Here is a 26,453-nt window from a genome sequence, read left to right on the forward strand (position 1 = left end):
AGCCGCAACGGGTGGGCCCCCGAGCCCCCGCAGGAGGGGAATAGTCGGATATCTTCGCTTCATGAACTGGGGCGTCGCCACCTACGACTCCGCCTTCGGGTATGTGTCGGCCCATGGCGCACCGCTGATCGACCTGCTCGATCCGCAGCCCGGTGAGCGGATCATCGACCTCGGCTGCGGCGCGGGGATGCTCACCGCCGAGCTCGCCGCGCGCGGCGCCGAGCCGCTCGGCCTCGACGGGAACCCGCATCTGATCGCCCAGGCGAGCTCCCAGTTCCCCGAGCTGTCCTTCGCCGTCGGGGACGCCGCCGACTTCACCGTCGCCGACCGCTACGACGCGGTGATCTCGATGTCGGCACTGCACTGGATGGCCCGCGACCCCGACGCCGTCCTGGCGCGGGTGCACGCCTCGCTCCGTCCGGGCGGGCGGTTCGTCGCCGAGATGGGCGGGGCCGGCAACTGCGCCGAGCTGATCGCCGCGATGCAGACCGCCTGGCGCGACTACGACCTGCCCGAACCCGAGCTGCCCTGGTACTTCCCCACCCCGGCCGACTACGCGACCCGTCTCGAGGAGGCCGGGTTCACCGTCAGGCTGCTGGAGTACTTCGACCGTCCGACCCGGATGACCGACGCCCCCGACGGGGCCGCCGACTGGGTCCGGCTGTTCGCCGCCGCGCCGCTCGCCGGGGTCCCCTCCGAGCTGATCGAGCCCGTCCTGTCGCGCGTCAACACCCTCGCGGCGCCCGCGCTGCGCCGCGAGTCCGGCTGGGTCGCCGACTATGTCCGGCTCCGCTTCGCGGCCGTCCGCAAGGCCAACGGCAAGCCCGTCCAGGAGATGCCGCTCCTCGGCGCGATCTGAGCCCGCCCAGCCCGGATCAGTACTTGCCGAGGTCGCGGACCAGGTCGAGGCCGAAGACCAGATCGAGGTGGACGGCCGTCTCGAACTTCGCGCCCGGTTCCAGGTCGGAGGCGGCGAGATCGTCGAGGACGGCCAGGGCCGCCGGGGCGTCGAGATCCTCGCAGAGGGCGGCGATGGCGCGGTCGGCCGTCGGCTGGTGGAGGGGCCGGGCCGTTGTGGTCCCCCAGCGGGCGATGTCGCGGCGCCAGGCGTCGAGGCGGGATTCGGCCCCGGCGAGGGATTCCGGTCCGATCCGGGCCTCCGCACGGTAGTGAACCGAGAGGAGCAGGAGGCGCACCGCCAGCGGATCACCCGGTGGCGCCGTCCACTCCGCGACGGCCACCTCCGTTGCGGACGTGACGTTTCCCACACTCAGCGACCCCGGCAACGGGTCCCCGCCGTGCAGCGGGGGGATGTTCCAGGGGGTGTGATCAACGTCGTGAGCTGCTGTGGTGAGGGTGCGGCGGCGCAACCGGGGGGCCAGGCGGCGCAGAAGGTCCGCGGTGAGGCAGACGCGCAGGTCATCCGGCTGCTGGACATAGAGTTTGAGGGGCCCGGGCCGGACTCCGACGACCTGTCCGGTCCGGGTCTCAAAGAGGCGCAGCATGCCCCCACCCTAGGCGGGCCGCGCCCGACACCCGGCGGGCCCCCGGGGTTGACGTGACGCTCGCCACCCCTCCCCGCCACCGGGCGGATCCCCGGCCGGCTGTCCTTACCGGTTGGTAGCCTGCCGCTCTGATGATGAAGACAGCGCCAGGATTCGGGCAGGCACAGGTCGCCCTGCCGATCACCGCGGAGAGCCAGCCCGACCTCTGGATGCTCGTCCAGGACACGGCCGCGCGGCTCGGCGTTCCCGCCCCCCGGCGGATCGAGATCTACCCGGTGCCCGAGGTCGCCGCCGCCCCCGGACGCCTGCTGCTCGGCCTCCCCTACGTGCTCGACCTGCCGGCCGACGAGCTGGCCGCGGTGATCGCCCACGAGCTGGTGCACCTGCACGCGAACGTCCCGGCGGCGGACGCCCTGGTCGCCCAGGTCGTCTCGCCGGAGTCCGTCGCGGCGGCGCTGGTCCACGGCTCCTACCTGTCGCTGACGTTCGAGCGGTTCGTGCTGCAGTACGTCAGCCCGCTGGCGGCCGAGGGCTGGTACCCGGTCGACCTGTGGGACGCCTGGCGCTGGACCCTCCGGCAGGACCGGGACCGCTTCCCCCTGCCCGAGCTGGCGGGGCGCGTCACGGCGCTGCTGGGCAGTCCCGCGCTTCCGCCGCCCGCGCCCGGGGTGCGGCCCGTCCCGCTGCGCCCGCTGGGCGTCGAGGTCGAGGCGGCCTTCGCGAAGCTGCTGGCCGAGCGCCTGACGGCCGCCCGCACGGCCTCCCCGGCGCCCAGTGGTCATCTGATCCCGTTCGGCTCCGTCCCCGTCGCCGGGGCGGGACTGCGGGCCGTCACCTTCGACACCGCCGACCAGGGCGTGTGGGACACCGCCATCGCAGCGTGCGCCCAGCGCATCCGCGAGACCGTCGCCGGGATGGGCGGGGGGCACGTCCTCGACCTGGTCCGGCGGGGCCGGGCGACCGAGCTCCTGCGGCGCTGCGGAGCCGAGTCGCCCGACCTGTTCCCCGTCGTGCGGAGCCTCGGTCCGCTGCTGGCCGACGCGCTGCACCGGCGCGGCTACCGGCCCGAGATCCTGCTCCAGCAGCATCTGCTGACCGGGCCCGCCTTCGACAAGATCGATGTGCATTCCCTGATCTCACCGTTCGAGCAGGGGGCGGCTCCGTCGCCGCTTTTGCTGGACCTTCTGGCCTGATAATGTGACTTCGCGTTACCATATTGTTTCCCAGGGTGATGTTCCGCTGGTCAAGAGGGCTTTAAGCTGCGGCCATGCGCGAAGCGTTCGGGCTGCTCGCGGCCGTCCTCCTCACGGGGTGCGCGGCCGGGGCGGAGGAGTTCAGGCCGGCCGGTACGCCCCCCGCGGCGCCGGTGGCGTCCCCGGCGGCCGATGATCGCCGGGGCTCGGTCCTGGCGGCCTACAGGGAGTTCCAGCGGGTCTTCGAGAGCGCGCTGGCCACCAACGACCCGGGTGAGATCGCCTCGGTGGCGGGACCGCCCGTCGCCGGGAACCTGATCGCCCAGGTCGAGCGGCAGGGCCGCGAGGGGGTGGTGCGGCGCAGCCACTCGGCGCTGAATCCGAGGATCGTCCGGATCCGGCGGGGACGGGCCGAGGTGCTCGACTGCGTGACCGCCTCCGGGTTCTCGACCTACGACGCGGGGACGGGCCGCAGGCTCCCCGCGCGGCCGGTCAGGGAGCGCGGGCTGCTGCACGCGACCCTGCGGGACCACGGCGGCTGGAAGGTCGTCGGGCTGGAGCTGCTGGAGCGCCGATGCTGATCCTGCTGCTGCCTGCGGCGGCGGCCGAGCCGCCCGCCTCCTGCTCGGTGGCCTCCCTGCACTGCCTGGTCACCGCGGGCGGCAAACGGCCCGGCCACGGCCGCCCGCACAAGGGCGGGGTGCGGCCCGTCGAGCTGATCGGCTGCCCGAAGACCGAGCGGATCTGCGCGACGACGCTCGTGCCCGTCCCGAAGGTGTCCACCCGCGACGTCGTCGAGATGGCGGTCGCCGGGCTGGAGCTGGAGTTCCCCCGCCCCCGCACCTACTCCGCGCCGGTGACCTGGGTGCGGGTGCCGACCGCGCTGTGGGTGCAGAGGAGCGCGTGGCGGCCGGTCCGCGCGTCGGCGAGCGCGGGCGGCCAGACGGTCGTCCTGCGCGGACGGCCCACGCGGATCCGCTGGGACCTCGGCGACGGCGACGAGGTCTGCTCCTCGCCCGGCTCCCGGAACGGCCCCTGCTTCCACACCTGGCAACGCTCCTCCCCCACCCCCTACGAGGTGACCGCGACCGTCGAGTACCGCCTCACCTGGACGTGCGAGGGCCGATGCGACCGGCGATCCGGCGACATCGGCCCCCTCCCCTCCACCGGCCGGACCACGATCACCGTCCACGAGGTCCAGACGGTGACCGGTCCTTAGACAGCCACCGGCTCCGGCTCCGGGACGGACTCGGCGACCTGCCGGCGGCGGAGGGTGGCCAGGGCCAGGGGGACCGCCAGGGCGACGATCACTCCGGCGACGACCAGGGTGAACTGGTAGGCGTCCAGGAAGGCGGCGGGGGTCTGGTCGGTCTGGCGGGCCGAGAGGATCGCGCCGAGGACCGTCACGCCGAGCAGGCCGAAGACCTCGCGCGAGACGTTGAGCATGCCGCTGGCGATGCCCGACTCCGACGCCGGGACCCCGCTGATGATCACGTCGGTGAGCGGGATCAGCATCCCCGCGCCCATCCCGTAGACGAGGAACGGGGCGAGCAGGTCGAGGTAGCCGCCGTCCGCGCCGATCGTCGAGATCCAGCCGACCGACAGGCCCATCAGGCCCATGCCGACGGCGACCGTCACGGCGGCGCCGATCCGCTTGACGAGCTGGTCGGAGACCGCCGCCATCACGGCCATGACCAGCGCGAGCGGCACGAACGCCGCACCGGCCTCGGTCGGGCTGAAGCCCAGGACGTTCTGCAGGTAGAGGGTGAGGAAGAAATAGATCCCGAAGACGCCGAACGCCCAGAGCCCGGTGATCAGCAGGCCCCCGCTGAAGCTGACCTTCCGGAACAGGCGCAGGTCGATCATCGGGTCGGCCGACCGGAGTTCCACGAGGACGAACAGCGCGGCGGCGACCGCGGCGACCGCGAACGAGCCGATGATCAGCGCGGAGCCCCAGCCGTGACCGTCGCCCTCGATCAGGCCGAAGGTCAGGGCGAACAGGCCGACCGAGGAGGCCAGCAGCCCGGGGACGTCCACCGGGCGGCGCGAGCCGGAGTCGGCGGGCAGGTGCCGGACGGCGAGGACGGCCGTCACGACGCCGAACGGGACGTTGATCAGGAAGATCCACCCCCAGGAGGCGTGTTCGCTGAGCACCCCGCCGATCAGCGGGCCGAGGGCCAGCGCCAGCGCCCCGGTCCCGCCCCACAGGCCGATGGCCTTGGCGCGCTCCGCGGGCTCGGTGAACAGGGCGGCGATCGCCGACAGCGCCGCCGGCGCCAGCAGCGCCGCCCCGACACCCTGCACGGCGCGCGCCCCGATCAGGAGCTCCGGGCTGCCCGCGATCCCGGCGAGCGCCGAGGCTGCGGTGAAGATCGCCAGCCCGCCCAGGAAGGTGTTCCGGACGCCGAAGACGTCGGCGAGCCTGCCCCCCGCCATCAGCAGACCGGCGAAGACGAGGATGTAGGAGCTGACGATCCACTCGAGGCCCGAGATCGAGAGATCGAGGTCGCGCTGGATGGACGGCAGCGCGACGTTGACGACGTTGTTGTCCAGATAAGTCATGAACGTGCCGAGGGCGACGGCCCCCAAGGCGACCCAGCGGTTCACCGGAAATCCCTCCTGTACGACGTACTTGTACGGTGTACATGTACGACGTACATCAGAACTTGTACGGCGTATAGTTGTCAAGTCGTCCAGATCAGGGAGGTGACGCGGGCGATGGCACTCACCAGGGAGGCGGTCGTCGAGAGCGCGTTGAGGCTCGGCGACGCCGAGGGGCTCGACGCGGTCACCATCAGACGGCTGGCACAGGAGCTGGGCGTCACGCCCATGGCGCTCTACTGGCACTTCAAGAACAAGGATCTGCTGTTCATCGGCATGATCGACGAGCTGATGGCCGACGTCTGCGTCGACCTCGGCACCGATCCATGGCTGGCCGGGGTGCGCGGCCAGGTCGACGCCCTGGTCGCCGGGCTGCGCGCCCATCCCTACATGCCGGAGCTCTTCCAGCTCACCGAGAAGATCCGGTCGGAGAACTTCGCCAGGGCCACCGAGGCCGCGCTGACGTTCCTGACCCGGGGCGGCTTCCCGCTCGGACGGGCCTACCAGGTGGCGTCCTACCTGCTCCAGGCGTCGTGCGCGCTGGTCGCCAACCAGCCCTGCCCCGTCGCGCAGCAGCTCGTCGACCCCGGCGCCTGGCTGCACCAGATGCGGCTGGGCCTGAGCCGGTATCCGAGCACGGTCTTCCCCCTGCTCAACGCCTACAGCGAGGAGCTCGTGGAGCGTCCGGATCTCGACGACTACTACGGGTACGGCGTCGAGCTGATCATGGCGAGCATCGAGACGATGGCGGCCCGGGAGCCCTGAGAAAGGCGAGACGGCCCCGGACTTGTGGTCATGGGGCCGTCGGGCACCGGACCGCGGACCCTGGTGGGGATCTCACGGCAGTGGAGCGGTCCGGGCGGCTCCGCGGAAGCGCCCGCCCGGACCTGCTCGTCAGGAAGCCTTCGCCGTTCGGCGGGCTCCGCCCCTGCTGCGCAGGTTCACACCGTGGTCCACGAGGAGCCGGTGAACGGCCCCGTAGGACCTCCCGGTCTCCGCCGCCAGCTGACGGATGCTCTGGCCGGACGCGTACTTGGCGGCCAGATCCTTGGCAAGCTGGTCCCGGCGGTCACCGGTCAGACGCTCACCCTTCTTCACGGCTTCGGACATGACGCCTCCATCCATGGTGGTTCGCTCGTCTAGATCACAGTAACTCCGGAAGATCGCACTTGCTACGGTCGGGGGGAGACTTCCGTCACGGATGGCAGTCAATCAGTACGGATTTGTAGGTTTTTTTCCTTCAGGACAGACTGGTGAACATGACCGTCAAGATCGCCATTGCCCCCGAGAACGCGCTGGCAGGCGTCGGCCGCAGCACGGACGTCGACCTGGCGGCGCTGCGCGAGAAGGTCGCCGGGGCCGTCGCCGAGGGCGGCGGGAAGGTCGTCCCGGCGGCCGAGGCCGAGGGCCTGGTCTGGCTGCTCCCCGGGGGGCCCGAGCCGCTGATCGAGCTGCTGAACGATCATCCGGCCGTCCGGTGGGTCCAGCTTCCCTGGGCGGGCGTCGAGCACTTCGCCCCGGCCTTCGCGCTCCCGCCGGTCTTCACCTGCGCCAAGGGATCCTTCGCCCCGCAGGTCAGCGAGCACGCCCTGATGCTGATCCTGGCCTGCCTGCGCGACGTGACCCGCAAGGCCAGGACCCGCTCCTGGCTGTCGATCAACCCGCGCTCCCTGCACGGCCGGACCGTGACGATCCTCGGCGGCGGAGGCATCGCGGGCGACCTGGTCGACCTGCTCAGGCCGTTCGGCTGCCGGATCAACATCCTGCGGCGCCGTCCGGACCCGATCCCCGGCACCACGCCCATCACCGATCTCCACGCGGCCCTGCCCTCGACGGACGTCCTGGTCGTGGCCCTGTCCCTCACGCCCGAGACCCGTCACATCGTCGGCGCCCCGGAACTGGCCCTGCTGCCGGACCACGCGGTGGTCGTCAACGTCGCCCGCGGCCCCCACATCGACACCGACGCCCTCGTGACGGCCCTCCGGACGGGCGGGATCTCCGCGGCCGGCCTGGACGTCACCGACCCCGAGCCGCTCCCCGCCGACCACCCCCTGTGGACGTGCGACACCGCCCTGATCACCTCGCACAACGCCGACTCCTCGGTCTACGTCGCCGAGATGCTCTGCGAACGCGTCACCCGCAACGTCGCCGCCTTCGCCGCCGGCGCTCCCCTGGAAGGCGTCGTCGACCCGGCCACCGGTTACTAGAAGTCGGGTTCGCGGGGCGCGGCGCGGCGGGACTCGAAACGGGCCCGGTCGGCGGCGCGGCTCAGCCTGCCGGGGTCGCGGGGGTCGGTCAGATCGCGGTTCTCGCGGTGCTCGGCGAGGTTCTCGCGCGGGACGGCCCGGTAGTCCTGGCCGGGGATCCTGGAGACGTCCGAGGCATCCACCCAGGCCCGCGAGCCGCGCCAGCCGCCCTCACCCGTCAGCTCGATCCACAGCAGCTGCGCCCACCAGGAGCGGTCCGGCCTCCTGCCCCAGGAGAGCAGGTAGGCGGGACCACGCGCCATCCGGTAGAGGACTACCGGCGGAACGGGCATGACGGCGACTCTGAGCTGCGGACACGTTCGAACACGTGTCCGGTTTTACCGCATTACACACCCGAACGCCAGTTCGAAGCCCGGGCGGATCCACGGCTCAGGCGGACTCGATCGCTTCGCGCACGGTCTCGTGCAGCCGGAGCGACTGGTCCAGCCTGGTCGTGCGCAGCACCCGGGCGATCCGCGGGTTGGCCGCGGCGAGCGCGAACGACCCGTCCTGGTTCCGCAGCCGCTGCCAGATGCCGACCAGGACCGCCAGGCCGGTGCTGTCGAGGAAGGACACGGCCGTCAGATCGACGACCAGCTTCCGCATCCCGTCGTCGAGCAGCCCCAGCAGGAACTCCCGGAGCACCGGCGCGGTGAAGACGTCGACCTCACCGGCCGGGCTGACGACGGTGACGCCCTCCTCTTCATAATGATCAAGACGCAACCGTTCCTCAGCTTTCACCATCGCCACCCTCCACATGTGAGCCGATCAGAGACAAATCAGATGTGCCGTATCCCTCCTCACGGCTTTTATGCGCGATACGGCGGCTGACCTCCGAACGGCCCCGGCTCCGGCCCGCCGTAGGGCCCCTGCGGCTCCCCGCCGGATCCCGGCGAGTCCCCACCTCCAGGCTGCCCGCCATAGGGCCCCGGCACTCCACCCCCGAACCCGCCACCCTCCCGCGCCCCATAGGGCGACGGCCCGTCCTGCGGCCCGTAGGGCGACGGCCCGTCCTGCGGCCCGTAGGGCGACGGCCCGTCCTGGGGCCCGGCCCCGTAGGGCGCCGGCGGCCCTCCATAGGGCCGGACGGCCGCCGGCCTCGCGCGCCATCTCTGCGGCGACACGCTCGCGACCAGCAGCAGCACCCCCAGAACCAGCAGCATCCCGGACGCGGAGAACCCCAGGATCCTGGTCCGGATCCAGTCCGGCCCCAGGTCGTCGACCAGCTTGAAGGCGTTCCTGAAGTCGAACGCCAGCCACAGCCCCAGAGCGAGGAACACCGTCCCGGGCACCAGCGACGCCAACGGCGAGACCCGGGCGTTCACCGCGATCCCCACCAGCAGACCCGCCCCGGCGAGTGCGAGGATCCCCAGGATGAGCTCGGGATCCTGATCCCCCCGCCCGAAGCTCCGGGAGATGGACTCCTGCATCCGTGAGCTCCCCCACGCCGCCAGCCCCAGCACCAGCGGCACGGCGAAGATCCCGAGGATCCCCCCGAGCACATGCCTGACCCCGTTGACCATGAAGACCCCTTCCTCAGAACAAGGAGTCTCCCCCGTCACCCCCGGCCCCCTCTAGGGCCTGTCCGAGAAATAACGACGCGATCCACTCCGGCCTGGGCGATAACGGTTCTGACGTGAACCTTTTCCCGGATCACCCACATGAGTACGCTTTCTCGTTGCGCACTATCCCGCGACGCAGGATTGAGCCCGAGCCATGACCAACCCCAGGAACACCGCCCTCTACGCCTGTTCCTTCCTGCTCACCCCCTTCCTGCTCTCCTGCTCCTCCCCCAGCGACCCCGGCACCTTCCACCCCGCCGGAACCCTCGCCCCGCCCCTCGGCCCCGCCGCCACCGCGACCTCCTCGACTCCGCCCTACAGCAGCGCTCAGATCAACAGCAACGTTCTTGACCGCTACCGCGCCTTCCAGGACGCCTACAAGAACGCCTACGCCACAGCCGATGCCTCCGGCCTCCCCGCTCTGGCGATGGATCCCCTGTTGACGATCATCACCGAGGACGTCGACGAACAGGCGCGGAAGGGCGTCATCTGGCGCTTCAACAACGCCTACAACCCGAAGGTCGCGTCCAAGACAACGGACGGCACCTCGGTCGTGGTCCTGGACTGCGTCCGGACGATCGGCGTCGCCAGGTTCTCTGCCAAGACCGGAAAGCGTCTCGGCATCTCCCGGGGAAGCACCTACATCTACCAGGCTCGCTTCCTCTGGGATGGAACCCAATGGAAGATCGCTGAAGCTCGGAAGGGAAAGCGATGCTGACCAGAACGAAGACCCCTCTCCTGGCCGCCCTCGCCGCGCTCGCTCTCGTCGCGTCTCCCTTGGCCCCCGTCAACGCCCATGCCGCTCCCTGTGACTTCACCAATCCGGACCAGTACGAGTGCGGAGCCGAAGGCGAGAACGGTGGCGGCGGGGGCGGAGGAGGCGGCGGCGGGGGTGGAGGAGGCGGTGGGGGCGACGGCGAACCCGACCCCGTCCCCCGCGACGAGAACGGGCAGATCGTCGTCGCTCCCGAGGACGCGGACGCGCCAGCCGCGGACCCCTGGCAGACCGCCGCGCAGGCCCGGGACAACATCGACTTCCCGAATCCAGAACTTCTCAGCGCACCGCCCAACAAGTCCTTCGTCCGGGTGAAGACCTCGTTCTGGATCGACAGGAACATCGAGACGAACGCGTACACCGCCGACGCCTCCGTCGGAGCGCCGGAAGGCGTCCAGCCCCAGACCATCCATGCCGAAGCCCACCTCACCTACATCGAGTGGAGCTTCTTCGAAGATGGCGGCGAACCCGTCAAATGCGTCGGGGCGGGGCGAGAGTTCGGCACGACCGCCGGCGAACCCTGCGAGCACACCTTCAAGTACTCCTCGGTGCACGAAGGCGCGGAAGCACACCACATCACCGCCACGCTGCACTGGCGGGTGGAGTGGATCTGCGTTGTCGGCTGCCCGAACGGACCCCAGAACGGCGTCTTCCCCGATCACGCCTCGGGACCTCCCATCCCGTTCGTCGACCTCCCGATCGACGAGATCCAAGCCGAATCCGATTGACCGAAAGGCCGAAATTGCCCGCGACTCGTGCGAGCGCTGTCCTCCTGTGCCTCACCGTCATGGCCGGGCTCCTCGCCACCGGATGCAGCGGAGACAAGGACGAGACCGGACCATCGCCCTCGCCCTCGACGGGTCCCTCCGGCACACCGCCTCCGGTCTTCACTCTGGAACAGGTCGAGACCGCTCTTCTCACCCGGGGTGACTACGGTAAGAACTGGGCCGTCCCCGCACCGGAGCGCCGGAGGACGAGCCTCGTCAAGAAGCAGATCGAGACCTGCACCTACGGAAAGCTGGATCCCCCCGGTACCCCTCAGTTCGCCGCCCAGCAGTACAGCGAGAAGAGCGGAAGGCTGGACGGCGGCAACCGCAGCGAGCTGATCATGGTCTATCCGACCGCCGAGGAAGCATCCGGCGCATTTGCCAGAACGCAGGAGAAGCTCAAGGACTGCCGACCCAAGAAGCGCGTCCCCCCTTCCCCGATCCCCAGCTCGACGAGGTTCCTCGCATCGTTCGACGCGACTTGGACTCCTACCGAGGAACCGATCGGGGAATGGAGGCGTTCCGGCGGCCTTCAGAAGGGTGTCTACAGCACCTACATCAAGCACAACATCGCTTACACCTTCTTCGACTACGCGTTGCGCGGCAACGTCCTGGTCTCTTCCATCTATTGGCAGGCGACGGAGCCCCGGACGAAGGTCGATCCCATCAAGAAGAGAGCAGAGGAGCTGCTCACCAAACAGTTGGAACGCATCGGGTGAGTTCTACCGGACCGCTTTTCGAGTACACGGAGCTCCGAGAACTCGGGCGAGGGGCGCAGGGGCGTGTCGTCCTCGCCCGCCGTGCTTCCTCCGCCGACCTGGTCGCCATCAAGTACCTCGCCCCCGAACTGATGGTCGACCATGCGCATCTCAGCGAGTTCCAGCGAGAGGCCGGCATTCTGGCCCAGGTCACGAATCCTCATGTGGCGAAGATCCATCAGTACATTCAGACCGACGACCAGGCCGCGATCGTGATGGAGGCCGTTGAGGGCGTCTCGCTCAAAAGGCTCCTCAAGGAGCATGGTTCGCTCGATCCAGAGGCCGCTCTGACCGTTCTCAAGGGCTCTCTTCTGGGCCTCAACGCAGCCCATGAGAAGGGCATCGTCCATCGCGACTACAAACCCGCCAACGTCATGGTCACGGAGGCCGGTGAAAGCAAGCTTATCGACTTCGGGATCGCGGGTCTGGCAGGCGAGCGCTCGATGAGCGGAACTCCCATGTACATGGCTCCCGAACAGTGGAACGGCGGGAGTGCCACTCCAGCGACGGACGTCTACTCTGCGACCTGCGTCTTCTACGAGTGTGTCACCGGCAGAGCGCCGTACAGAGCCAGGACCCATTCCGAACTGGCCGCCGCGCACACCGCCGCGCCGATACCTTTCGAAGACGTCCCGGAGGAGCTGCATGAGCTGATCAACGCGGGAATGGCGAAGGCCGCCGTCAGCCGCCCGCCTAGGGCGAGTGCGCTGGTCGACCATCTCGAGCACATCGCGTCCCGGGCCTATGGGCCCGACTGGGAGCGCCGTGGCCTCGCGGCGTTGGCCGCGGGAACCGCCGCGCTGGGCGTCCTCTTTCCTCTGGCGCTTCTCGCGGGCTCAGGCGCCGGGCAGGCGGGTACCTCACTGGGCTCGACCGCACTCGGCGGAGGAGCAGGAAAGACCGGCCTGCTCTCCAAAATCGGCAGCGGAAAAGCCGCCGTGGCAGGGGTCGGCGTCGCGGGAGCCGGTATCGCCACCCTGCTCTTCCTGAACAATGATCCCGACATCGGAGGCGCCCGGACCTCCACGTACAGGACCTTCTTCCAGCAGCCCGGCAAAGTCGTCGCCAACGCCACCATCCCGGACGGCAGTAGAGCAGGCCCTTTTCGCCAGTTCACCCTGACCGTCACTCCCTCGACCGTGAAACGCGGTACGCGGGTACGGCTGCGTGTCGACCATCTCGACCGGGCCACATGGGGCCTGGAGTATCGAGGCGAAGGCGACTACCGCTGCCACGGGCCGAAATCAGAGAAGGGCGACGCCTACCACCAGTCCTACGGCTTCAGCTCCGGCGGGGAAGCCGACAACCGGGACATCGCCAAGAATCCCGACACCAGGATCTGGCTCTACAAGGCCCCGAAGAACCCGACTGGCCTGCCTCCCGCCACCACGACCTTCGTCACCGCCCGGGGTTCGATCGAGAAGAAGACCACGAGCGAGTACCGCATGCCCGAGTGCTCCTATTACTTCAGCACCATCGAAGTTCACGAGTTCGTCGTGCCGAGGAGCGTCAAGCCAGGGCGCTATCTCCTCGCGACCCAGAACCCGCCGTCGATCACCGAAGTCCACATCACCTCGAACGGGAAGTACATCAGCGTGCCGCCGAGTTCTGTCGGGGCGACGTCTGAGGGAATGTTGCCTGTGCTCACCGTGCTCGGCTGAGCTCAGGGTGCCTCAGCGGCCTTCTTCAGGCCCTCGGCCTCCATGTCGACGTAGCGGTGGATCAGTCTGCGGCTGAAGAGGGTGGTCAGGGGGGCGAGGAGGCCCCACTGGTCGAAGACGAGCCGGACGGTGACCGTGCCGTCCTCGCCGGGGATGAGGTGGTGGGCGGCGACCGAGGTGAGGGCGGGAGTGGCCGAGGCCCAGGTGAAGTGGGTGCCGGGGGTGAACTCGGTGACGGTCCAGACGGTCACCGGGAGGCGGGGCTGGCGGATGCGGACCTGGGAGCCGGGCGCCAGTTCGGTGCCCGCGACCAGGTCCAGGGCGACCATGGAGTCGGTCCAGGTGGGCCAGCGGGCGACGTCCGTGAGGATCGTCCAGACGTGGTCCGCGCTCGCCTTGATGTCGACCGACCGTTCGTAGTGCATGGAGGCCTCCCGGAGTACAGCCGATCACGTCGCGGACGATCTGAAAAGGGTCTGATCCACTGAAGAGGCTCTAGGCTCCTGGGAGCGCTCTCAGGGGAGGGGTCGGTGGTGGTCGTGGTGACGGGGTCGCCTGGCAGTGTCGTGGATGTGCGGCGGGGGAACCGGGCGGCGGTGTTGAGAGCGCTCTATCTGCAGGGGCCGAAGAGCCGGCAGCGGCTGGTCGGGATGACGGGGCTGAGCGTGGGGACCGTCAGCTCGCTGGTCACGGGGCTGATCGGTGAGGGGTTCGTGCGGGAGGCCGGGGTGCTCGGGTCGGACGGCGGGCGGCCGCGGACCCTGGTGCGGATCGATCCGGAGTACGGGTACGTGGTGGGGGCCGTCGTCGAGGAGACGCGGCTGCGGGTGGAGCTGTTCGACGCGGCGCTGGGCGGGGTGGCGCGGGCGTCGTGGCCGCTGGCGCTCGGGGTGCAGGGGGCCGAGATGGTCGCCGCGCGGGTGCTGGAGGGGGTCGAGGAGCTGCTCGCCGAGGCCGGGGTCGCGCGGGAGCGGGTGCTGGGGGTCGGGCTCGGGGTGCCCGGGGTGGTCGAGCAGGTGCCGGAGCCGGTGCTGCACGCGCAGGCGTACGGGCTGCCGCGGGTGCCGCTCGGGGCGCTGCTGAGGGCCGGGACGGACCTCCCGGTGTTCCTGGAGAACGGCGCCAAGACGCTCGGGCAGGCCGAGCAGTGGTTCGGGGCCGGACGGGACGCGGAGGATCTGGTCGTCACCCTGCTCGGGACCGGCGTCGGGGCGAGCATCATCAGTCATGGGACGCTCTACAGGGGTGCCTCCAGCAGTGCCGGGGAGTGGGGGCACACGAAGGTCGAGCCGGGCGGGCGGATGTGCCGGTGCGGGGTGCGCGGCTGCCTGGAGGCCTATGTCGGGAGCGGGGCGTTGCTGGAGCGGTACCGGGAGGTGACCGGGCGAGACCTGTCGGGCGGAGACGAGGAGGAGGCCGTCGCGCTGCTGTTCGCCGATCCGGCCGCGGCTCCGGTCCTGGACGAGGCCGTGCGCCATCTGTCCGTCGCCCTGTCGAACCTGATCAACCTGCTCAATCCCGGACGGGTCGTGCTCGGCGGATGGCTCGGCCAGCTCCTCGGACGCTCGAGGCTCACCGAGATCAGAACGGCGACCGGGGCCCTCACCCTGACCCATCCCTACGCCGGAACCGAGATCCGCGTCGGCGAGATGGGCGGCGACGCCGTCAGCGTCGGAGCGGCCCTCCTGGTCGTCAATCACCTCATCGGCCCCACCACGCCCGCCGGAGCCGAGCCGTGAGCGTCCCGTGAGCATCGGATGCAGGACCGCGCCACGGCGCTGTTCGCCCCGCCCCCGAGGCGATCAGCCGACGGCCCGCCGAGGCCGAGGTCCTGGTGTTCACGCGAGATCGTGCCGGATGGGACCGCCCGGCCGGGAAGGTTGCCCGGCCGCGCCCGGCAGGGCGGTCCGCTGAGGGTGGTGCTACTTCTTGCCGCGGTTGTTGCCGCCACGGCCGCGCAGTTCGACGCCCGCCTCGCCCAGCAGCTTGTGGACGAAGCCGTACGAGCGGCCCAGCTCGGTCGCGAGGGCACGGATGCTGGCGCCCGCCACGTACCTGTCGGCCGCGGTCTTAGCCAGGTCCGCCCGCTGGTCGCCGGACACCCGACGACCCTTGGAGACTTCTTCCGTCATGCCCGCTCCTCACCTGATGTGATCTGATTCCGCACCATAACCAGCGGTTGATCACGTCCAGGCCACAAGATCGAGTCAGTTCGTCGCGTTAAGGGACGACAGGGGCCTGCGGAGTGACGACCGGGGGCGTGAAGGGGACGGACCGGGTGGGGACCGGGGCCGGTTCGACGGCGTCGTCGCCGCCGTTGCAGCCGGTCAGGAAGGGGGCCATGACCAGCAGAGAGGTCAAGAGAAGTCGCACATCGTCTCCAGGGGGTTTCCGTAGGGCAACGGCAGCGGGACGCCGAACGGCACCCGGGAGGACTGCTGGTAGTCGCCGTCGATCGGGATGTCGAACAGGACGGCCTCACCTGCGTCCAGATCGAACAGCAAATACGAGGAGACGCCCGCCTCGGCGTAGAAAAGCCGCTTCGCGTCTCGATCGTCTTCGGCGTCGGGGGGCGAGGCCACCTCGACGGCCAGCGCCAGATCCGAGCCGAGCACGACCTCGCCCTGCCAGCCGGCCCCGGCCCTGACATAGCTCAGATCGGGATGGACGTAGGACCGGCCGCGCGGCATCAGCACGGTCGCCGCCCGCTGGGCGCCCCAGTCGCGCCCGGCCGCCAGCCCGCCGAGCCGCGCCTCCACCGCGCCGACGGCCTGGTCGTGCCGCAGGTCGGGGACGCCGGACACGACGATCCTCCCGTCGTACAGCTCGACCCTGACGCCGTCCGGCAGCTCCCCCGCCAGCCGGGCCGCGAGCTGCCGGGGATCGCGGCCGCCGTCGACCCGCACCCGGCCTCCGGTCAGGGTCATCGTGCAGCCGCGCGGCATGGACAGCGCGGCGTAGAGCTTCTCCGCGGTCGGGGGCCACGCGACGGGCCTGCGCAGCAGATGCTGCCTGCCGGAACGGATGAGCGACAGCCGGGGTGGGCGGGAACGCAACGCCATATCGGTCACTCTACGGCAGCGTCCGTTCACAGAAGGTCTCATTCGGACTCATGAGTTCTTCACCTCTTTCCGTGATCAATCCGTTAGATTCACCGATCGTCTGAATTCCACGCCCCCGGGGGACTGATGATCCGAACGACCATGATCTTCGCGGCAGCCGCGTGCGTCACCGCCGCGGGACTACCGGCGATCTCCGCACAGGCCGCGGAGAAGCCGGTGCTCCGCCTGATCACCGCTTCCAAGACCGCCACGGCCGACCGCTACGAGGGCGAGCCGGCCGTCTACCTGAACCTCGGCGCCTACATCGCCGCGGACCGTCCGTGGGAGCTGCGCGTCAAGCGGCCGTCCTACGCGCGTAAGCCCGTCGTCTACCAGCGGATCGGCGGCAAGGACCGCAAGCTGCCCGCCGGTCTCGTCGACGACTTCTCCGGCCTCCCCGACTTCCTCAAGCTCTCGATCAGGAGCACCGACGGGAAGATCGAGCAGAAGCTCTCGCAGACGTTCTGCCCGCTCGGGCCGTCCAGCCGGATCAAGAAGGAGGCCGTGGCGACCAACAAGTACCCGGACTCCTGCTCCTACAACCCGTTCACGCTCGGGTCGGTCTGGGGCATCCAGAAGGGCTGGGCGGTCAACACCGCCAGCGGCTACTACGGCCCGGCCCCGGCCTCCGCCGACCTGCCCGCGGGCACCTACGACGTCGCGGTCTCGGTCGCGAAGAAGTACCGGAAGCTCTTCCGCATCGGCGGCGGGACCAAGCACGTCAGGCTGACCGTCCGGCTCATCCAGAACCAGGACGCCCAGGGTCGTAAGCGCGCCGCGGGGGCCGCTCTCAAGGCCGTGCGTCCCACCGGGAAGCCGAGGATCCCGAAGGGCCCCAGGCCCGACCTGCGGGCGCTGCCCGCCTACGGGATCGCCATCAGCCAGGACGAGACGGGCGCCATCCCGATGCCGCCGATGCCCGGAATGCCCACCCCGGCTCCGGCACCCGCCCCGGCCGTGCCCGCACCGGTCCACGACTACCTGCAGTTCGCGGCGAACGTCTGGAACGCCGGGCCGTCGCCGCTGATCGTCGACGGGTTCCGCCGGGGGCGGCAGGGCCTCATGGACGGTTACCAGTACTTCTACGACACCAGGGGCAAGCAGGTCGGCTACCAGAGGACCGGCCAGTTCGAGTGGGACCCGCGCCCCGGCCACGAGCACTGGCACTTCAAGGACTTCGCGACCTACCGGCTGCTCGGCGCCGACAGGAAGCTGATCGTCCGCAGCCAGAAGGAGGCGTTCTGCCTCGCCGCCACCGACGCCATCGACCTCACCGTCAAGGGCGCGAAGTGGAAGCCGTCCAACACCGACCTGGCGACCGCGTGCGGCGACGTCACATCGCTGTCGGTCCGCGAGGTGCTCGACGTCGGCCAGGGTGACACCTACACCCAGACCCTGCCCGGCCAGTCGTTCGACATCTCCGCGCTCAAGAACGGGACCTACTACATCCAGGTCATCGCCAACCCCAAGCACCGCCTCATCGAGCGGTCCACCGGGAACAACGTCTCCTACCGCAAGGTGATCCTCGGCGGTGTGCCGGGCGCCAGGACCGTCAGGGTGCCGAAGGTCGGCATCGTCGACGCCCCGTAACGCGAGACCGAAATGCGGCCGGGCTCCCGCTAGGGGAGTCCGGCCGCGCTAGTGTTCCGCCTGTGACTCAAGCTTCTGAATACAAGGCGACCTTCGACCTCATCGACGCCGACGGGGACGGGTTCATCGACGTCGGCGAGCTCGGCTCGCTGATGCACGCCCTCGGCCACGACGCGGACTTCAGCCGCGTCGTCGAGGTCATGGTGACCGCCGACAAGTCCCGCGACGGCAAGATCTCCCTGGACGAGTTCGCCGCCTTCATGCAGCGCGCCGCGAACTAGACCGGAAGTTCCCTGTCGGCGACCACGATGCCGTCGTGGTCGCTGTAGAGCCATGCGCCGGGGCGGAAGTCGACGCCGCCGAAGGAGACGGGGACGTCGACCTCGCCCGCGCCGTCCTTGGCGGACTTCTTCGGGTTCGAGCCGAGGGCCTTGACGCCCAGCCGCAGGGTGGCCAGCGTGACGGTGTCGCGCACGACGCCGTTGATCACCAGCCCGGACCAGCCGTTGTCGACCGCGGCCTTGGCGATGAGATCGCCGCACAGCGCGCTGGCCAGGGAGTCTCCCCCGTCGACGACCAGCACACGGCCCTCGCCCGGGCTGTTGAGGATCTTCTTGACGAGCCCGTTGTCGCGGAAGCAGCGGATCGTGCTGATCCGGCCGCTGAACACCTGGAGCCCTCCGAACTGGCGGAACTGGGTCTCACAGCTCTGCAGTTCGGCTTCGAAGTCGTCGATGAGGTCGGCGGTCGCGAAGGTCATGGCCACGGATCCTATCGACCCGCCCTCTCCCGCGATCAGCGGAGGTGGCCGGAACCGCCCGTCCGCGGCGACGCGAAAGCCCGCCCCACACCGTTGTGGGACGGGCCTGCGGTCTCACCCCTGTCAGGTGGGTGGATTGCGAGAGAAGCGCGCGCACCGGATACCCCCCGGAACCGGGCGCGGCGCTCCCCTCGCAGCTTGTGGGGCCTGAGCGTTCGGCCTGAAAACGGCCTAGGCGTCGGCCAGGGCGATCTCGAGCTGGTCGACGGCCCAGTCGAGCTCTTCCTTGGTGATCACCAGCGGCGGGGCCAGGCGGATGATCGTCTCGTGGGTCTCCTTGGCGAGGACGCCGAGCTCCTTGAGGCGCTCGGAGACCGGCCGGGCCTTGCCGTGGAGCTGGATGCCGGCCCAGAGGCCGCGGCCGGTGACGGCCTTGACGTTCTGGAGCCGTCCGAGCCGCTCGTGCATGTAGGCGCCGAGCTCGGCGGAGTGCTTCTGGAAGGTGCCCTCGTTGAGGATGGCGACGACCTCGCGGCCGACGGCGCAGGCCAGCGGGTTGCCGCCGAAGGTCGAGCCGTGCTGGCCGGGCTTGAACACGCCCAGGACGTCCTGGTCGGCCACGACCGCGGAGACGGGCATGATGCCGCCGCCGAGCGCCTTGCCCAGGATGTAGATGTCGGGGACGACGCCCTCGTGGTCGGCGGCGAAGGTGCGGCCGGTCCGGCCGAGCCCCGCCTGGATCTCGTCGTCGATCATCAGCGCGCCGGCCTCGGTGCAGATGTCGCGGACGGCCCGGAGGAAGCCGGACGGCGGCACGTTCACGCCCGCCTCGCCCTGGATCGGCTCGATCAGGACGCCCACGGTGGAACCGTCGACGGCCGCGCGGAGCGCCTCGACGTCGCCGTAGGGGACGGACCGGAATCCCGGGGTGAACGGGCCGAAGGAGTTACGGGCGTCCGGATCGTCGGAGAAGGAGACGATCGTGGTGGTGCGCCCGTGGAAGTTGCCCTGGAAGGTGACGATGTTGGCCTGGTCGGCCGGTACGCCCTTCACCTCGTAGCCCCACTTGCGGGCGGTCTTGAGCGCGGTCTCGACGGCCTCGGCGCCGGAGTTCATCGGCAGGACCATGTCCTTGCCGCACAGCTCGGCGAGCTCGGTCACGAACGGGCCGAACTGGTCGTGGTCGAAGGCCCGGCTGACCAGGGTGACCCGGTCGAGCTGCTCCTTGACCCTGCCGATGAGGCGCGGGTTGCCGTGGCCGAAGTTGACGGCGCTGTAGGCGGACAGCATGTCGAGGTACCGCTTGCCCTCGACGTCGGTCACCCAGGCGCCCTCGGCCGTGGCGATCACGATGGGCAACGGGTGGTAGTTGTGCGCGGAGTGCGCCTCGGACAGCGCCCGCAGCTCAGAGGTGGTCGTCATGTATCTCAGGTTATGGTCGTGCATAACGCGAATCCAAACTGAAATGCGCAGCGAGAGGCCCGGTTCATTGCAAATTGACGCCATAGACCAGCAGATCATTGCGTGTCTGCTGGAGAACGCGCGTGCCTCTTTCAGCCAGATCGGCGACAGCGTCGGGCTTTCGGCCCCGGCGGTGAAGCGCCGCGTCGACCGCCTCCGCGCGGACAAGATCATCACCGGTTACCGCGCGGTCGTCTCCCAGGACGCCCTCGGCTGGACGACCGAGGCGTTCATCGAGATCTTCTGCACCGGCGGCACGAGCGCGTCCCAGATCAAGGCCTCGGTCCGCCGCCATCCCGAGGTCGTCGCCTGCTACACCGTCTCCGGCGAGCCGGACGCCCTCGTCCACATGCGGGCCCGCGACATCCACCATCTCGAGGAGGCCCTGGAACGGCTGCGCGGCGACCGGATGATCGTCCAGACCAAGACCTCGATCGTGCTGTCCCGCCTGCTCGAAGCCTAGCTAGCGATAAATGATCTTGAATTGGCCGGCCTCGGAGAGTTCGGGCGGCGACTCCAGGCGGGGCAGCGGGGCGCCGTCCGCGCCGACCAGGGATCTGCCGCCGACCGGCTTCTGGAGCGCGATCCGGTAGAGCACGGGGAGGCGGCTCGCCGGGCAGGGCTCGGTGCGGCCGGTGCGCTTCAGGGCGATCTTCAGGGTCTTCGGCCACTGGAAGACGCGGACGGTGACCGTCCCGCCGCAGGGCGCCCCGGGCTCCACCAGGGACACGACCGTCCCCGACGGGTCCACCCAGACGCTCTCGCGCTCCGGGAGCACCGGCGGCCGGGACGGGCCCGGCACGTAGGGATGCGGCGCCGAGAACACCTTCACGGGGATCGCGTTGGTCCGCTCGTCCGGGCGCTGGTCGAGCCGGACGAGGTCCAGATCGTTGAAGCCCGCGACCCGCCGGGTGCCGAGCGGCCCGCGCAGCGTGATCTTGAAGGTGCGGACGAAGCCGACCGCCTGGCAGTCCTGCTCCGTGCCGTGCCTGGTGATCTCGATCCGGACGGCCACCGCCGTCTCGGTCAGCCGCAGGTCGGCGTCGGTGTCGCAGGCGCTGCCCGTCCCGGAGACCAGGAGGGTGCGCTGGTCGGCGTCCACCCAGACGCGGGCGTCGCGCATCGGGGCCGACCACTCGCCGCTCGCCGAGACCGCGTAGGCGCCGCCGATCAGGATCAGCCCGGAGGCGATCGGCACGGCCGCGCGCCTCACGCGGGCTCGCGCAGGGTCCGGTACGTGCCGTTGAAGTAGATCAGGGGCCCGGCCTCGGCCGGGGTGGTGGCCGCCAGGACCTCGCCGACCACGATCGTGTGGTCGCCCGCGTCGTGGACGGCGTGGGTGCGGCACTCGAGGGCGCCGATGGCCTCGTCGAGGATGGGCGCCCCGGTGCGCGGTCCGCGGTGGATCTTCCAGCCGTCCAGCCCGGCCTCCAGGGGACGGCCGCGGGTCGCGAACCACGAGGAGGCCGCCTCGGAGTGCTCGCCGAGGATGCTGACGGCCCAGGTCGGCTGGGCCAGGACCGTGTCGTGGAAGCGGGCGATCTTCTCGACGCAGAACAGCACGAGCAGGGGGTCGAGCGAGACCGAGGTGAAGGCGTTCATGGTCATCGCGTGGTCCCGGCCGTCGGCGACGGTGGTCACGACGGTGATCCCCGTGGCGAAGCGGCCCGCCACCCGGCGGAACGCGGCGACCGTGAGGTCAGGCCGGGGGTCAGCGGGCTCGGGAGCTGGGGTCATGCGGAAGGCCTGTCAGGAAGGAGCGGGTGGCGGGGGTCAGGTAGATCGCGAGGCCGCCGGCGGCGGCGCCGCCGAGCAGGAACAGGTAGACCTGCCCGGAGATCGTGCTCGGGAAGATGACGTCGCCCTCGCTCTTGGGGAGAGAGAAGATCATGACGGTCGTCAGCCAGGCCAGGGTGGGCACCACGGCGGCGGCCCGGGTGCCGGCGCCCCAGCCCGCCAGGCGGAACAGGACCAGGTTGCCCACGCTCAGCGCGAAGGTCACGGCCAGGGAGTGGCTGTAGGTGAACGAGCCGATCAGGCCCCAGAGCACGCCGAAGAGGCCCAGTGCGAGGTACAGGGCAGCGTTGAGAGGTGAGTCCAACCTGTTCACGCCGATCAGATTACAGACCGCCGAAGAGATCGGACTCGCGTCCGTCCGGGCCGACGGGGCCCTTCGGCCCGGCCAGGAGCGTGTAGTACTCGACGCCGAAGGCCTGCTGGCCGACGTTGTCCGAGAGCGCGAAGTGCGCCCCGTCCACGGTGACCTGGGTGCGGTGGGCGGCCAGCGCCGCGAGCTTCTGCGGCAGGTAGGGACGGGCGTCGACGGCCGTCGTGACCTGGTCGTCGGGGACGCCGTAGGCCACCTCGTCGACGCTGCCGGGAGCCCGGAACGGCCCGCCCGCCTGCAGGACGGCCACCGAACGCGCGATCACCGAGCGCGGCATCGCGGTCGCGTAGAACTTGGCGACCTCGTGGCCGGTGCCCTGGGTCCGCTCGAACGCCCGCCACGCCACCCGGTGCGCCTGGATGTGGTCGGGATGGCCGTAGTAGCCGTTGTCGTCGTAGGTGACGATCACCTGGGGCCCGACGTCCTTGATGATCTCTTCGAGCCGGGCGGCGGCGTCCTCGACGTCGGCCTGCCAGAAGGCCTCGGTCCGCTCGTTGGAGGCCACCCCGGCCATCCCGGAGTCCCGCCAGTGGCCGGGTCCGCCGAGGAACCGCTGGTCGGTGACGCCCAGAGCCGCGCAGGCGGCGTCCAGCTCGTCGATCCGGAACGAGCCCAGCTCGTCCTTCTGGTCGGCGGCGAGCTCGGCCAGGTCGGCCGGGATGATCTCGCCTTCCTCGCCCAGCGTGCAGGTGACGAGCGTGACGTGCGCGCCCTCCGCCGCGTACCGCGCCATCGTCGCCCCGGTCCCGATCGACTCGTCGTCGGGGTGGGCGTGGACGAACAGAATGCGGCGGTCACTCATGACCAGCAGGGTAACCAGTGACCGGAGCGGCCGGGCGGGCGGGGACCCGCTGGAAAATGATTGGCGCTGTTACCTGCGTGTTTCCTACCTTGATGTGATGCGCTCGCTGCCCGTCTCGGATCCCGGGACTCCCGACAACCGTGGGCCGTGGCGGTACCTGGGGTGGATCGCGCGGTGCCAGCTGCACGCGATCATCCCCGGGACCCTGCTGGGCGTCGCGTGGATGGGCTCGCAGGCCCTCATGCCCTATGTCCTCGGCCAGGCCATCGACCACGGGATCAAGGCCAAGGACGCCACCTCCCTGACCGAGTGGTCACTGGTGCTGCTCGGCCTGGGCCTCCTCCAGGCGCTGAGCGGCGTGTTCCGGCACCGGTTCGCCGTCTTCAACTGGCTCGCCGCCGCCTACCGGACCATCCAGGTGATCGTCCGGCAGGCCACCCGGCTGGGCCCGACCCTGCCGAAGCGGCTGACGACCGGAGAGGTCGTCTCGGTCGGCATCGCGGACGTCTCCAGGATCGGCGACGCCATGGACATCACCGCCCGCGGCGCCGGCTCGGTCGTCTCGATCATCGTGGTGACGGTCATCCTGCTCGGCTCGATGTGGCAGATGGGCCTGGTCGTGCTGATCGGCATCCCGCTGATCCTGGCCCTGACCGCGCCGATCATGAGGCCGCTGCACCGCAGGCAGACCCGGCAGCGGGAGCTGACCGGCGACCTGACGACCCGGGCGGCCGACATCGTCGGCGGGCTGCGGGTGCTGCGCGGGATCGGCGGGGAGCAGCTGTTCTCCCGGCGGTTCAAGGACGAGTCGCAGTCCGTCCGGGCGGCGGGGGTGCGGACGGCCTCGGTCGAGTCGGTCCTGGACGGCATCGGCCTGCTGCTGCCGGGACTGCTCCTGGTCGTGGTCACCTGGATGGGCGCGCACTACGCCGCCGCGGGGGAGATCACCGTCGGCCAGCTCGTCGCCTTCTACGGCTACGCGGCCTTCCTGGTCGACCCGCTGTGGACCATCGCCGAGGCCGCCGACCGGATCACCAAGGCCCATGTGGCGTCCAAGCGGATCGTCCGGATCCTCCAGCTCGACCCGGAACACCCCGATCTGGGCACCCGCGAACCCGAGGGAACCCGGCTCACCGACTCCCGGCTCACCGACTCCGTGACCGGCCTGACGGTCCGGGGCGGCGGGCTGACGGCCGTCGTCGCGGGGACGGCCGCGCCCGAACTGGCCGACCGGCTCGGCGGCTACGCCGACGGCGGCTCCTACGGCGGGATCCCCCTGGCGGAGCTGAAGGAGCTGCGCCGCCGGATCCTGGTCTCGATCAACGAGGACCGCCTGTTCACCGGGACGGTCCGCGGCGAGCTCGCGGCCCCCGACGACGATCTGGCGCGCGAGGCCGTCTGGGCGGCCTGCGCCGAGGACGTCGTCGACGCCGTCGGGCTGGACGGTCCCGTGGCCGAAGGTGGCCGGGAGTTCTCCGGCGGCCAGCAGCAGCGGCTGCGGCTGGCCAGGGCCCTCGCCGCCGAGCCCGACGTCATGATCCTCGTCGAGCCGACCAGCGCCGTCGACGCCCACACCGAGGCGCGGATCGCCGACCGGCTCGGCAAGCACCGCGGCGGGCGGACCACGGTCCTGTTCACCGGCAGCCCGCTGATGCTGGACCGCGCCGACCATGTGATCTTCGTCGAGAACGGCGCCGTGGCCGCCGAGGGCGAGCACGCCGACCTTGTGAAGAGCTGTCCCGCCTACCGCGCGGCAGTCGTACGGGAGTAGGGGAAATGAGCGAGCGACTGCCCGTCGCGTCCCGCGAGGACGTGCGGAGCTATGCGCGGCGGCTGGTCCTGCGGCATCCGCGGGAACTGGCACTCGCGCTGGGCCTGCACGGCCTCGCCGCGATCACCGGCCTGGTGACGCCGTGGCTGTTCGGCCGCCTGGTGGAGAACCCGGGCGAGCACATCGATCTGATCGCGGGCGGTATCGCCCTGTTCGTCGTCATCCAGGCGGCGCTGACCCGGCAGGCGTTCTTCGCCTCCGCCCGGCTCGGCGAGAAGGCCCTGGCCGAGCTCCGCGAGGAGTTCATCGACCAGGTCCTGCGGCTGCCCCTGTCGACCGTCGAGCGGGCCGGGACCGGCGACCTGCTGGCCCGCACCACCCGCGACGTCGACCAGCTCAGCGGCTCGGTCAGGCACGCCGCCCCGCAGGTCCTGATCGCCCTGGTCACCGGGCTGTTCACGGTGGTCGCGCTGGGGCTGACCAGCCCGCTCCTGCTGCTGCCGGTGCTGCTGGTCGTCCCGCTGCTGTTCCTGTCGACCCGCTGGTACCTCCAGCGCGCCCGCGACGCCTACCTGCGCGAGCACGCCGCCTGGGCCGAGATGACCGACGGCCTGGCCGAGACCGTCACCGGGGCGCGGACCGTCACGGCGCTGCGCCGGGAGACCGGGCGGCACGAGCGGACCGACGCCGACATCACCGAGAGCTGGGCGGCCGAGCGGTACTCGCTGAAGCTGCGGATGATCTGGTACCCGTCGCTGGAGATCGGTTACGTGGTCCCGGTGGTCGCCACGCTGCTGTTCGGCGGCCTGTTCTACATCCACGGGCACCTCTCGCTCGCCCAGGTCACGGCCGCGACCCTGTACGTCCAGCAGCTCTCCAGGCCGCTGGACATGCTCCTCACACAGCTCGACGAGCTCCAGCTGGGCGGCGCCTCGCTGGCCCGGCTGCTGGGCGTCTCCGCCGTGCCGTCCGACCGGGAGCCGTCCGGGGAGCGTCCGGCGGGGACCGAGATCTCGGCGAAGGACGTCCGGTACGCCTACGCCGAGCGCGACGTCCTGCACGGCGTCTCCCTCGACCTGGCCCCCGGTGAGCGCCTGGCGATCGTCGGGCCGTCCGGCGCGGGCAAGTCGACCCTCGGCCGCCTCCTCGCGGGCATCCACGCCCCGCGCGAGGGCGCCGTGACCCTGGGCGAGGTCCCCCTGACCGATCTGCCTTTGGACGACCTCCGCCACCAGGTCGCCCTGGTCACCCAGGAGCACCATGTCTTCCGCGGCACGCTGCGCGACAACCTGGCCCTGGTCAGGCCGTCCTCCGACGACGACCTGCGCGCCGCGCTGGAGGCCGTCGCCTGGACGGGCCCCGGCCTGGACGAGGTCGTCGGCTCCGGCGGCACCACCCTGACCCCCGCCCAGGCCCAGCAGCTCGCCCTGGCCCGCCTGGTCCTCGCCGACCCGCACACCCTGGTCCTCGACGAGGCCACCTCCCTCATCGACCCGAGGGCCGCCCGCGACCTGGAGCGCTCCCTCGGCGCCGTCCTGGAGGGCCGCACCGTCATCGCCATCGCCCACCGCCTCCACACCGCCCACGACGCCGACCGCGTGGCCGTCGTCGAGGACGGCCTCATCTCCGAACTCGGCACCCACGACGAACTGGTGGCCCGCTCCGGCTCCTACGCCGCCCTGTGGACCACCTGGCACTCCACCTGACCCGGGCACTCCACCCGGCAGGCTGAG

The 26,453-nt window shown here is 70.6% G+C and carries 32 protein-coding genes; 16 read left to right on the forward strand and 16 right to left on the reverse strand.

Annotated elements, in window-relative coordinates; genetic code table 11:
• Window positions 1-61: 61 nt before the first annotated feature.
• On the forward strand, window positions 62-859 hold the full coding sequence (locus ABD785_RS05820; RefSeq protein WP_344822968.1) for a class I SAM-dependent methyltransferase: 798 nt from the start codon (window positions 62-64) through the stop codon (window positions 857-859).
• 16 nt (window positions 860-875) lie between these two features.
• Here the strand turns inward: ABD785_RS05820 and ABD785_RS05825 are convergent, their stop codons facing one another.
• Entirely contained in the window at window positions 876-1,505 is a 630-nt protein-coding gene (locus ABD785_RS05825) for a cysteine--tRNA ligase (protein ID WP_344822970.1), read from the reverse strand.
• A 131-nt stretch (window positions 1,506-1,636) separates the two neighbouring features.
• On the opposite strand from ABD785_RS05825, the gene ABD785_RS05830 reads away from it, so the two are divergent.
• From ABD785_RS05830 to ABD785_RS05840, 3 genes are all read left to right on the forward strand, one after another.
• Window positions 1,637-2,698: a M48 family metallopeptidase gene (locus tag ABD785_RS05830; RefSeq protein ID WP_344822972.1), complete on the forward strand. Its 1,062-nt coding sequence runs from the start codon at window positions 1,637-1,639 to the stop codon at window positions 2,696-2,698.
• Between the two features lie 74 nt (window positions 2,699-2,772).
• On the forward strand, window positions 2,773-3,279 hold the full coding sequence (locus ABD785_RS05835) for a hypothetical protein (protein ID WP_344822974.1): 507 nt from the start codon (window positions 2,773-2,775) through the stop codon (window positions 3,277-3,279).
• A complete protein-coding gene (locus ABD785_RS05840; RefSeq protein WP_344822976.1) occupies window positions 3,273-3,917 on the forward strand; it encodes a hypothetical protein in 645 nt (214 codons plus the stop codon). The genes ABD785_RS05835 and ABD785_RS05840 overlap by 7 nt, the downstream gene beginning before the upstream one ends.
• On the opposite strand, the gene ABD785_RS05845 is transcribed toward ABD785_RS05840, so the two are convergent.
• Window positions 3,914-5,305 carry an MFS transporter gene (locus ABD785_RS05845; RefSeq protein WP_344822978.1) on the reverse strand — a complete coding sequence of 464 codons (1,392 nt, stop codon included), beginning with the start codon at window positions 5,303-5,305 and terminating at the stop codon, window positions 3,914-3,916. The two genes, ABD785_RS05840 and ABD785_RS05845, sit on opposite strands and share 4 nt — an antisense overlap.
• A 111-nt stretch (window positions 5,306-5,416) precedes the next feature.
• Here ABD785_RS05845 and ABD785_RS05850 point away from each other — a divergent pair, with 111 nt between their 5' ends.
• Window positions 5,417-6,064 carry a TetR/AcrR family transcriptional regulator gene (locus ABD785_RS05850; protein WP_344822980.1) on the forward strand — a complete coding sequence of 216 codons (648 nt, stop codon included), beginning with the start codon at window positions 5,417-5,419 and terminating at the stop codon, window positions 6,062-6,064.
• Between the two features lie 129 nt (window positions 6,065-6,193).
• Here ABD785_RS05850 and ABD785_RS05855 read toward each other — a convergent pair whose 3' ends face one another.
• Complete coding sequence (locus tag ABD785_RS05855; RefSeq protein ID WP_344822981.1) at window positions 6,194-6,409, reverse strand: helix-turn-helix domain-containing protein; 216 nt, start codon at window positions 6,407-6,409, stop codon at window positions 6,194-6,196.
• A 149-nt stretch (window positions 6,410-6,558) separates the two neighbouring features.
• Here ABD785_RS05855 and ABD785_RS05860 point away from each other — a divergent pair, with 149 nt between their 5' ends.
• Window positions 6,559-7,506, forward strand: coding sequence for a D-isomer specific 2-hydroxyacid dehydrogenase family protein (locus tag ABD785_RS05860; protein WP_344822983.1), 948 nt, complete (start codon window positions 6,559-6,561; stop codon window positions 7,504-7,506).
• Here ABD785_RS05860 and ABD785_RS05865 read toward each other — a convergent pair.
• The 3 genes from ABD785_RS05865 to ABD785_RS05875 all read right to left on the reverse strand — a co-directional run bounded on the left by ABD785_RS05865 (window position 7,503) and on the right by ABD785_RS05875 (window position 9,068).
• On the reverse strand, window positions 7,503-7,838 hold the full coding sequence (locus tag ABD785_RS05865) for a hypothetical protein (RefSeq protein WP_344822985.1): 336 nt from the start codon (window positions 7,836-7,838) through the stop codon (window positions 7,503-7,505). The two genes, ABD785_RS05860 and ABD785_RS05865, sit on opposite strands and share 4 nt — an antisense overlap.
• A gap of 97 nt (window positions 7,839-7,935) precedes the next feature.
• Window positions 7,936-8,289, reverse strand: a complete 354-nt coding sequence (locus ABD785_RS05870; RefSeq protein WP_344822987.1) for an STAS domain-containing protein — start codon at window positions 8,287-8,289, stop codon at window positions 7,936-7,938.
• 65 nt (window positions 8,290-8,354) lie between these two features.
• Window positions 8,355-9,068, reverse strand: a complete 714-nt coding sequence (locus ABD785_RS05875; protein WP_344822989.1) for a hypothetical protein — start codon at window positions 9,066-9,068, stop codon at window positions 8,355-8,357.
• A 193-nt stretch (window positions 9,069-9,261) separates the two neighbouring features.
• On the opposite strand from ABD785_RS05875, the gene ABD785_RS05880 reads away from it, so the two are divergent.
• From ABD785_RS05880 to ABD785_RS05895, 4 genes are read left to right on the forward strand one after another with little or no spacing between them, the layout of a single operon-like run.
• On the forward strand, window positions 9,262-9,825 hold the full coding sequence (locus ABD785_RS05880) for a hypothetical protein (protein WP_344822991.1): 564 nt from the start codon (window positions 9,262-9,264) through the stop codon (window positions 9,823-9,825).
• Window positions 9,819-10,610 (forward strand): hypothetical protein, encoded by a 792-nt coding sequence (locus ABD785_RS05885; RefSeq protein WP_344822993.1) that lies wholly within the window; start codon window positions 9,819-9,821, stop codon window positions 10,608-10,610. The genes ABD785_RS05880 and ABD785_RS05885 overlap by 7 nt, the downstream gene beginning before the upstream one ends.
• 59 nt (window positions 10,611-10,669) lie before the next feature.
• Entirely contained in the window at window positions 10,670-11,368 is a 699-nt protein-coding gene (locus tag ABD785_RS05890) for a hypothetical protein (RefSeq protein WP_344822995.1), read from the forward strand.
• Window positions 11,365-13,068, forward strand: a complete 1,704-nt coding sequence (locus ABD785_RS05895; protein WP_344822997.1) for a serine/threonine-protein kinase — start codon at window positions 11,365-11,367, stop codon at window positions 13,066-13,068. Before ABD785_RS05890 ends, ABD785_RS05895 begins: the two co-directional genes overlap by 4 nt.
• A 2-nt stretch (window positions 13,069-13,070) precedes the next feature.
• Here ABD785_RS05895 and ABD785_RS05900 read toward each other — a convergent pair whose 3' ends face one another.
• Entirely contained in the window at window positions 13,071-13,493 is a 423-nt protein-coding gene (locus ABD785_RS05900) for an SRPBCC family protein (protein ID WP_344822999.1), read from the reverse strand.
• 171 nt (window positions 13,494-13,664) lie between these two features.
• On the opposite strand from ABD785_RS05900, the gene ABD785_RS05905 reads away from it, so the two are divergent.
• Entirely contained in the window at window positions 13,665-14,807 is a 1,143-nt protein-coding gene (locus ABD785_RS05905) for an ROK family protein (protein ID WP_344823001.1), read from the forward strand.
• Window positions 14,808-14,990: 183 nt separating this feature from the next.
• Here ABD785_RS05905 and ABD785_RS05910 read toward each other — a convergent pair whose 3' ends face one another.
• The 3 genes from ABD785_RS05910 to ABD785_RS05920 form a co-directional block, all read right to left on the reverse strand.
• Entirely contained in the window at window positions 14,991-15,200 is a 210-nt protein-coding gene (locus tag ABD785_RS05910) for a helix-turn-helix domain-containing protein (protein ID WP_344823003.1), read from the reverse strand.
• Between the two features lie 88 nt (window positions 15,201-15,288).
• Window positions 15,289-15,429: a hypothetical protein gene (locus ABD785_RS05915; RefSeq protein ID WP_344823005.1), complete on the reverse strand. Its 141-nt coding sequence runs from the start codon at window positions 15,427-15,429 to the stop codon at window positions 15,289-15,291.
• The gene (locus tag ABD785_RS05920) at window positions 15,426-16,130 is read right to left on the reverse strand and encodes a Uma2 family endonuclease (protein WP_344823007.1); all 705 of its coding nucleotides are present in this window, start codon (window positions 16,128-16,130) and stop codon (window positions 15,426-15,428) included. Before ABD785_RS05920 ends, ABD785_RS05915 begins: the two co-directional genes overlap by 4 nt.
• Before the next feature lie 126 nt (window positions 16,131-16,256).
• Between ABD785_RS05920 and ABD785_RS05925 the strand changes: the two genes are divergently transcribed.
• Together ABD785_RS05925 and ABD785_RS05930 are read left to right on the forward strand one after the other, a co-directional pair.
• Window positions 16,257-17,759, forward strand: coding sequence for a lysyl oxidase family protein (locus ABD785_RS05925; RefSeq protein WP_344823009.1), 1,503 nt, complete (start codon window positions 16,257-16,259; stop codon window positions 17,757-17,759).
• Window positions 17,760-17,821: 62 nt separating this feature from the next.
• Window positions 17,822-18,040, forward strand: a complete 219-nt coding sequence (locus tag ABD785_RS05930; protein ID WP_344823011.1) for an EF-hand domain-containing protein — start codon at window positions 17,822-17,824, stop codon at window positions 18,038-18,040.
• Here ABD785_RS05930 and rraA read toward each other — a convergent pair.
• Together rraA and rocD are read right to left on the reverse strand one after the other, a co-directional pair.
• Window positions 18,037-18,519 carry a ribonuclease E activity regulator RraA gene (gene rraA / locus ABD785_RS05935; protein WP_344823013.1) on the reverse strand — a complete coding sequence of 161 codons (483 nt, stop codon included), beginning with the start codon at window positions 18,517-18,519 and terminating at the stop codon, window positions 18,037-18,039. The genes ABD785_RS05930 and rraA overlap by 4 nt on opposite strands.
• 231 nt (window positions 18,520-18,750) lie before the next feature.
• Window positions 18,751-19,941: an ornithine--oxo-acid transaminase gene (rocD, locus tag ABD785_RS05940; protein WP_344823015.1), complete on the reverse strand. Its 1,191-nt coding sequence runs from the start codon at window positions 19,939-19,941 to the stop codon at window positions 18,751-18,753.
• A gap of 43 nt (window positions 19,942-19,984) precedes the next feature.
• Here rocD and ABD785_RS05945 point away from each other — a divergent pair, with 43 nt between their 5' ends.
• Entirely contained in the window at window positions 19,985-20,443 is a 459-nt protein-coding gene (locus ABD785_RS05945; RefSeq protein WP_344823017.1) for an Lrp/AsnC family transcriptional regulator, read from the forward strand.
• Here ABD785_RS05945 and ABD785_RS05950 read toward each other — a convergent pair whose 3' ends face one another.
• Genes ABD785_RS05950 through mshB form a run of 4 tightly spaced genes read right to left on the reverse strand, consistent with a single transcriptional unit; the run spans window position 20,444 to window position 22,949 of the window.
• Window positions 20,444-21,178 carry a hypothetical protein gene (locus ABD785_RS05950; protein WP_344823019.1) on the reverse strand — a complete coding sequence of 245 codons (735 nt, stop codon included), beginning with the start codon at window positions 21,176-21,178 and terminating at the stop codon, window positions 20,444-20,446.
• Between the two features lie 11 nt (window positions 21,179-21,189).
• The gene (locus ABD785_RS05955; RefSeq protein WP_344823021.1) at window positions 21,190-21,717 is read right to left on the reverse strand and encodes a flavin reductase family protein; all 528 of its coding nucleotides are present in this window, start codon (window positions 21,715-21,717) and stop codon (window positions 21,190-21,192) included.
• Window positions 21,692-22,090, reverse strand: a complete 399-nt coding sequence (locus tag ABD785_RS05960) for a DUF6113 family protein (protein ID WP_344823023.1) — start codon at window positions 22,088-22,090, stop codon at window positions 21,692-21,694. Before ABD785_RS05960 ends, ABD785_RS05955 begins: the two co-directional genes overlap by 26 nt.
• A 10-nt stretch (window positions 22,091-22,100) precedes the next feature.
• A complete protein-coding gene (gene mshB / locus ABD785_RS05965; protein ID WP_344823025.1) occupies window positions 22,101-22,949 on the reverse strand; it encodes an N-acetyl-1-D-myo-inositol-2-amino-2-deoxy-alpha-D-glucopyranoside deacetylase in 849 nt (282 codons plus the stop codon).
• 97 nt (window positions 22,950-23,046) lie between these two features.
• On the opposite strand from mshB, the gene ABD785_RS05970 reads away from it, so the two are divergent.
• Window positions 23,047-24,720 (forward strand): ABC transporter transmembrane domain-containing protein, encoded by a 1,674-nt coding sequence (locus ABD785_RS05970; protein ID WP_344823027.1) that lies wholly within the window; start codon window positions 23,047-23,049, stop codon window positions 24,718-24,720.
• A gap of 5 nt (window positions 24,721-24,725) precedes the next feature.
• Complete coding sequence (locus ABD785_RS05975; protein ID WP_344823029.1) at window positions 24,726-26,426, forward strand: ABC transporter ATP-binding protein; 1,701 nt, start codon at window positions 24,726-24,728, stop codon at window positions 26,424-26,426.
• The last annotated feature ends 27 nt before the right edge of the window (window positions 26,427-26,453 follow it).

The sequence above is a fragment of the Actinocorallia longicatena genome (assembly GCF_039534125.1).
GTDB classification, from domain to species: Bacteria; Actinomycetota; Actinomycetes; order Streptosporangiales; family Streptosporangiaceae; genus Actinocorallia; species Actinocorallia longicatena.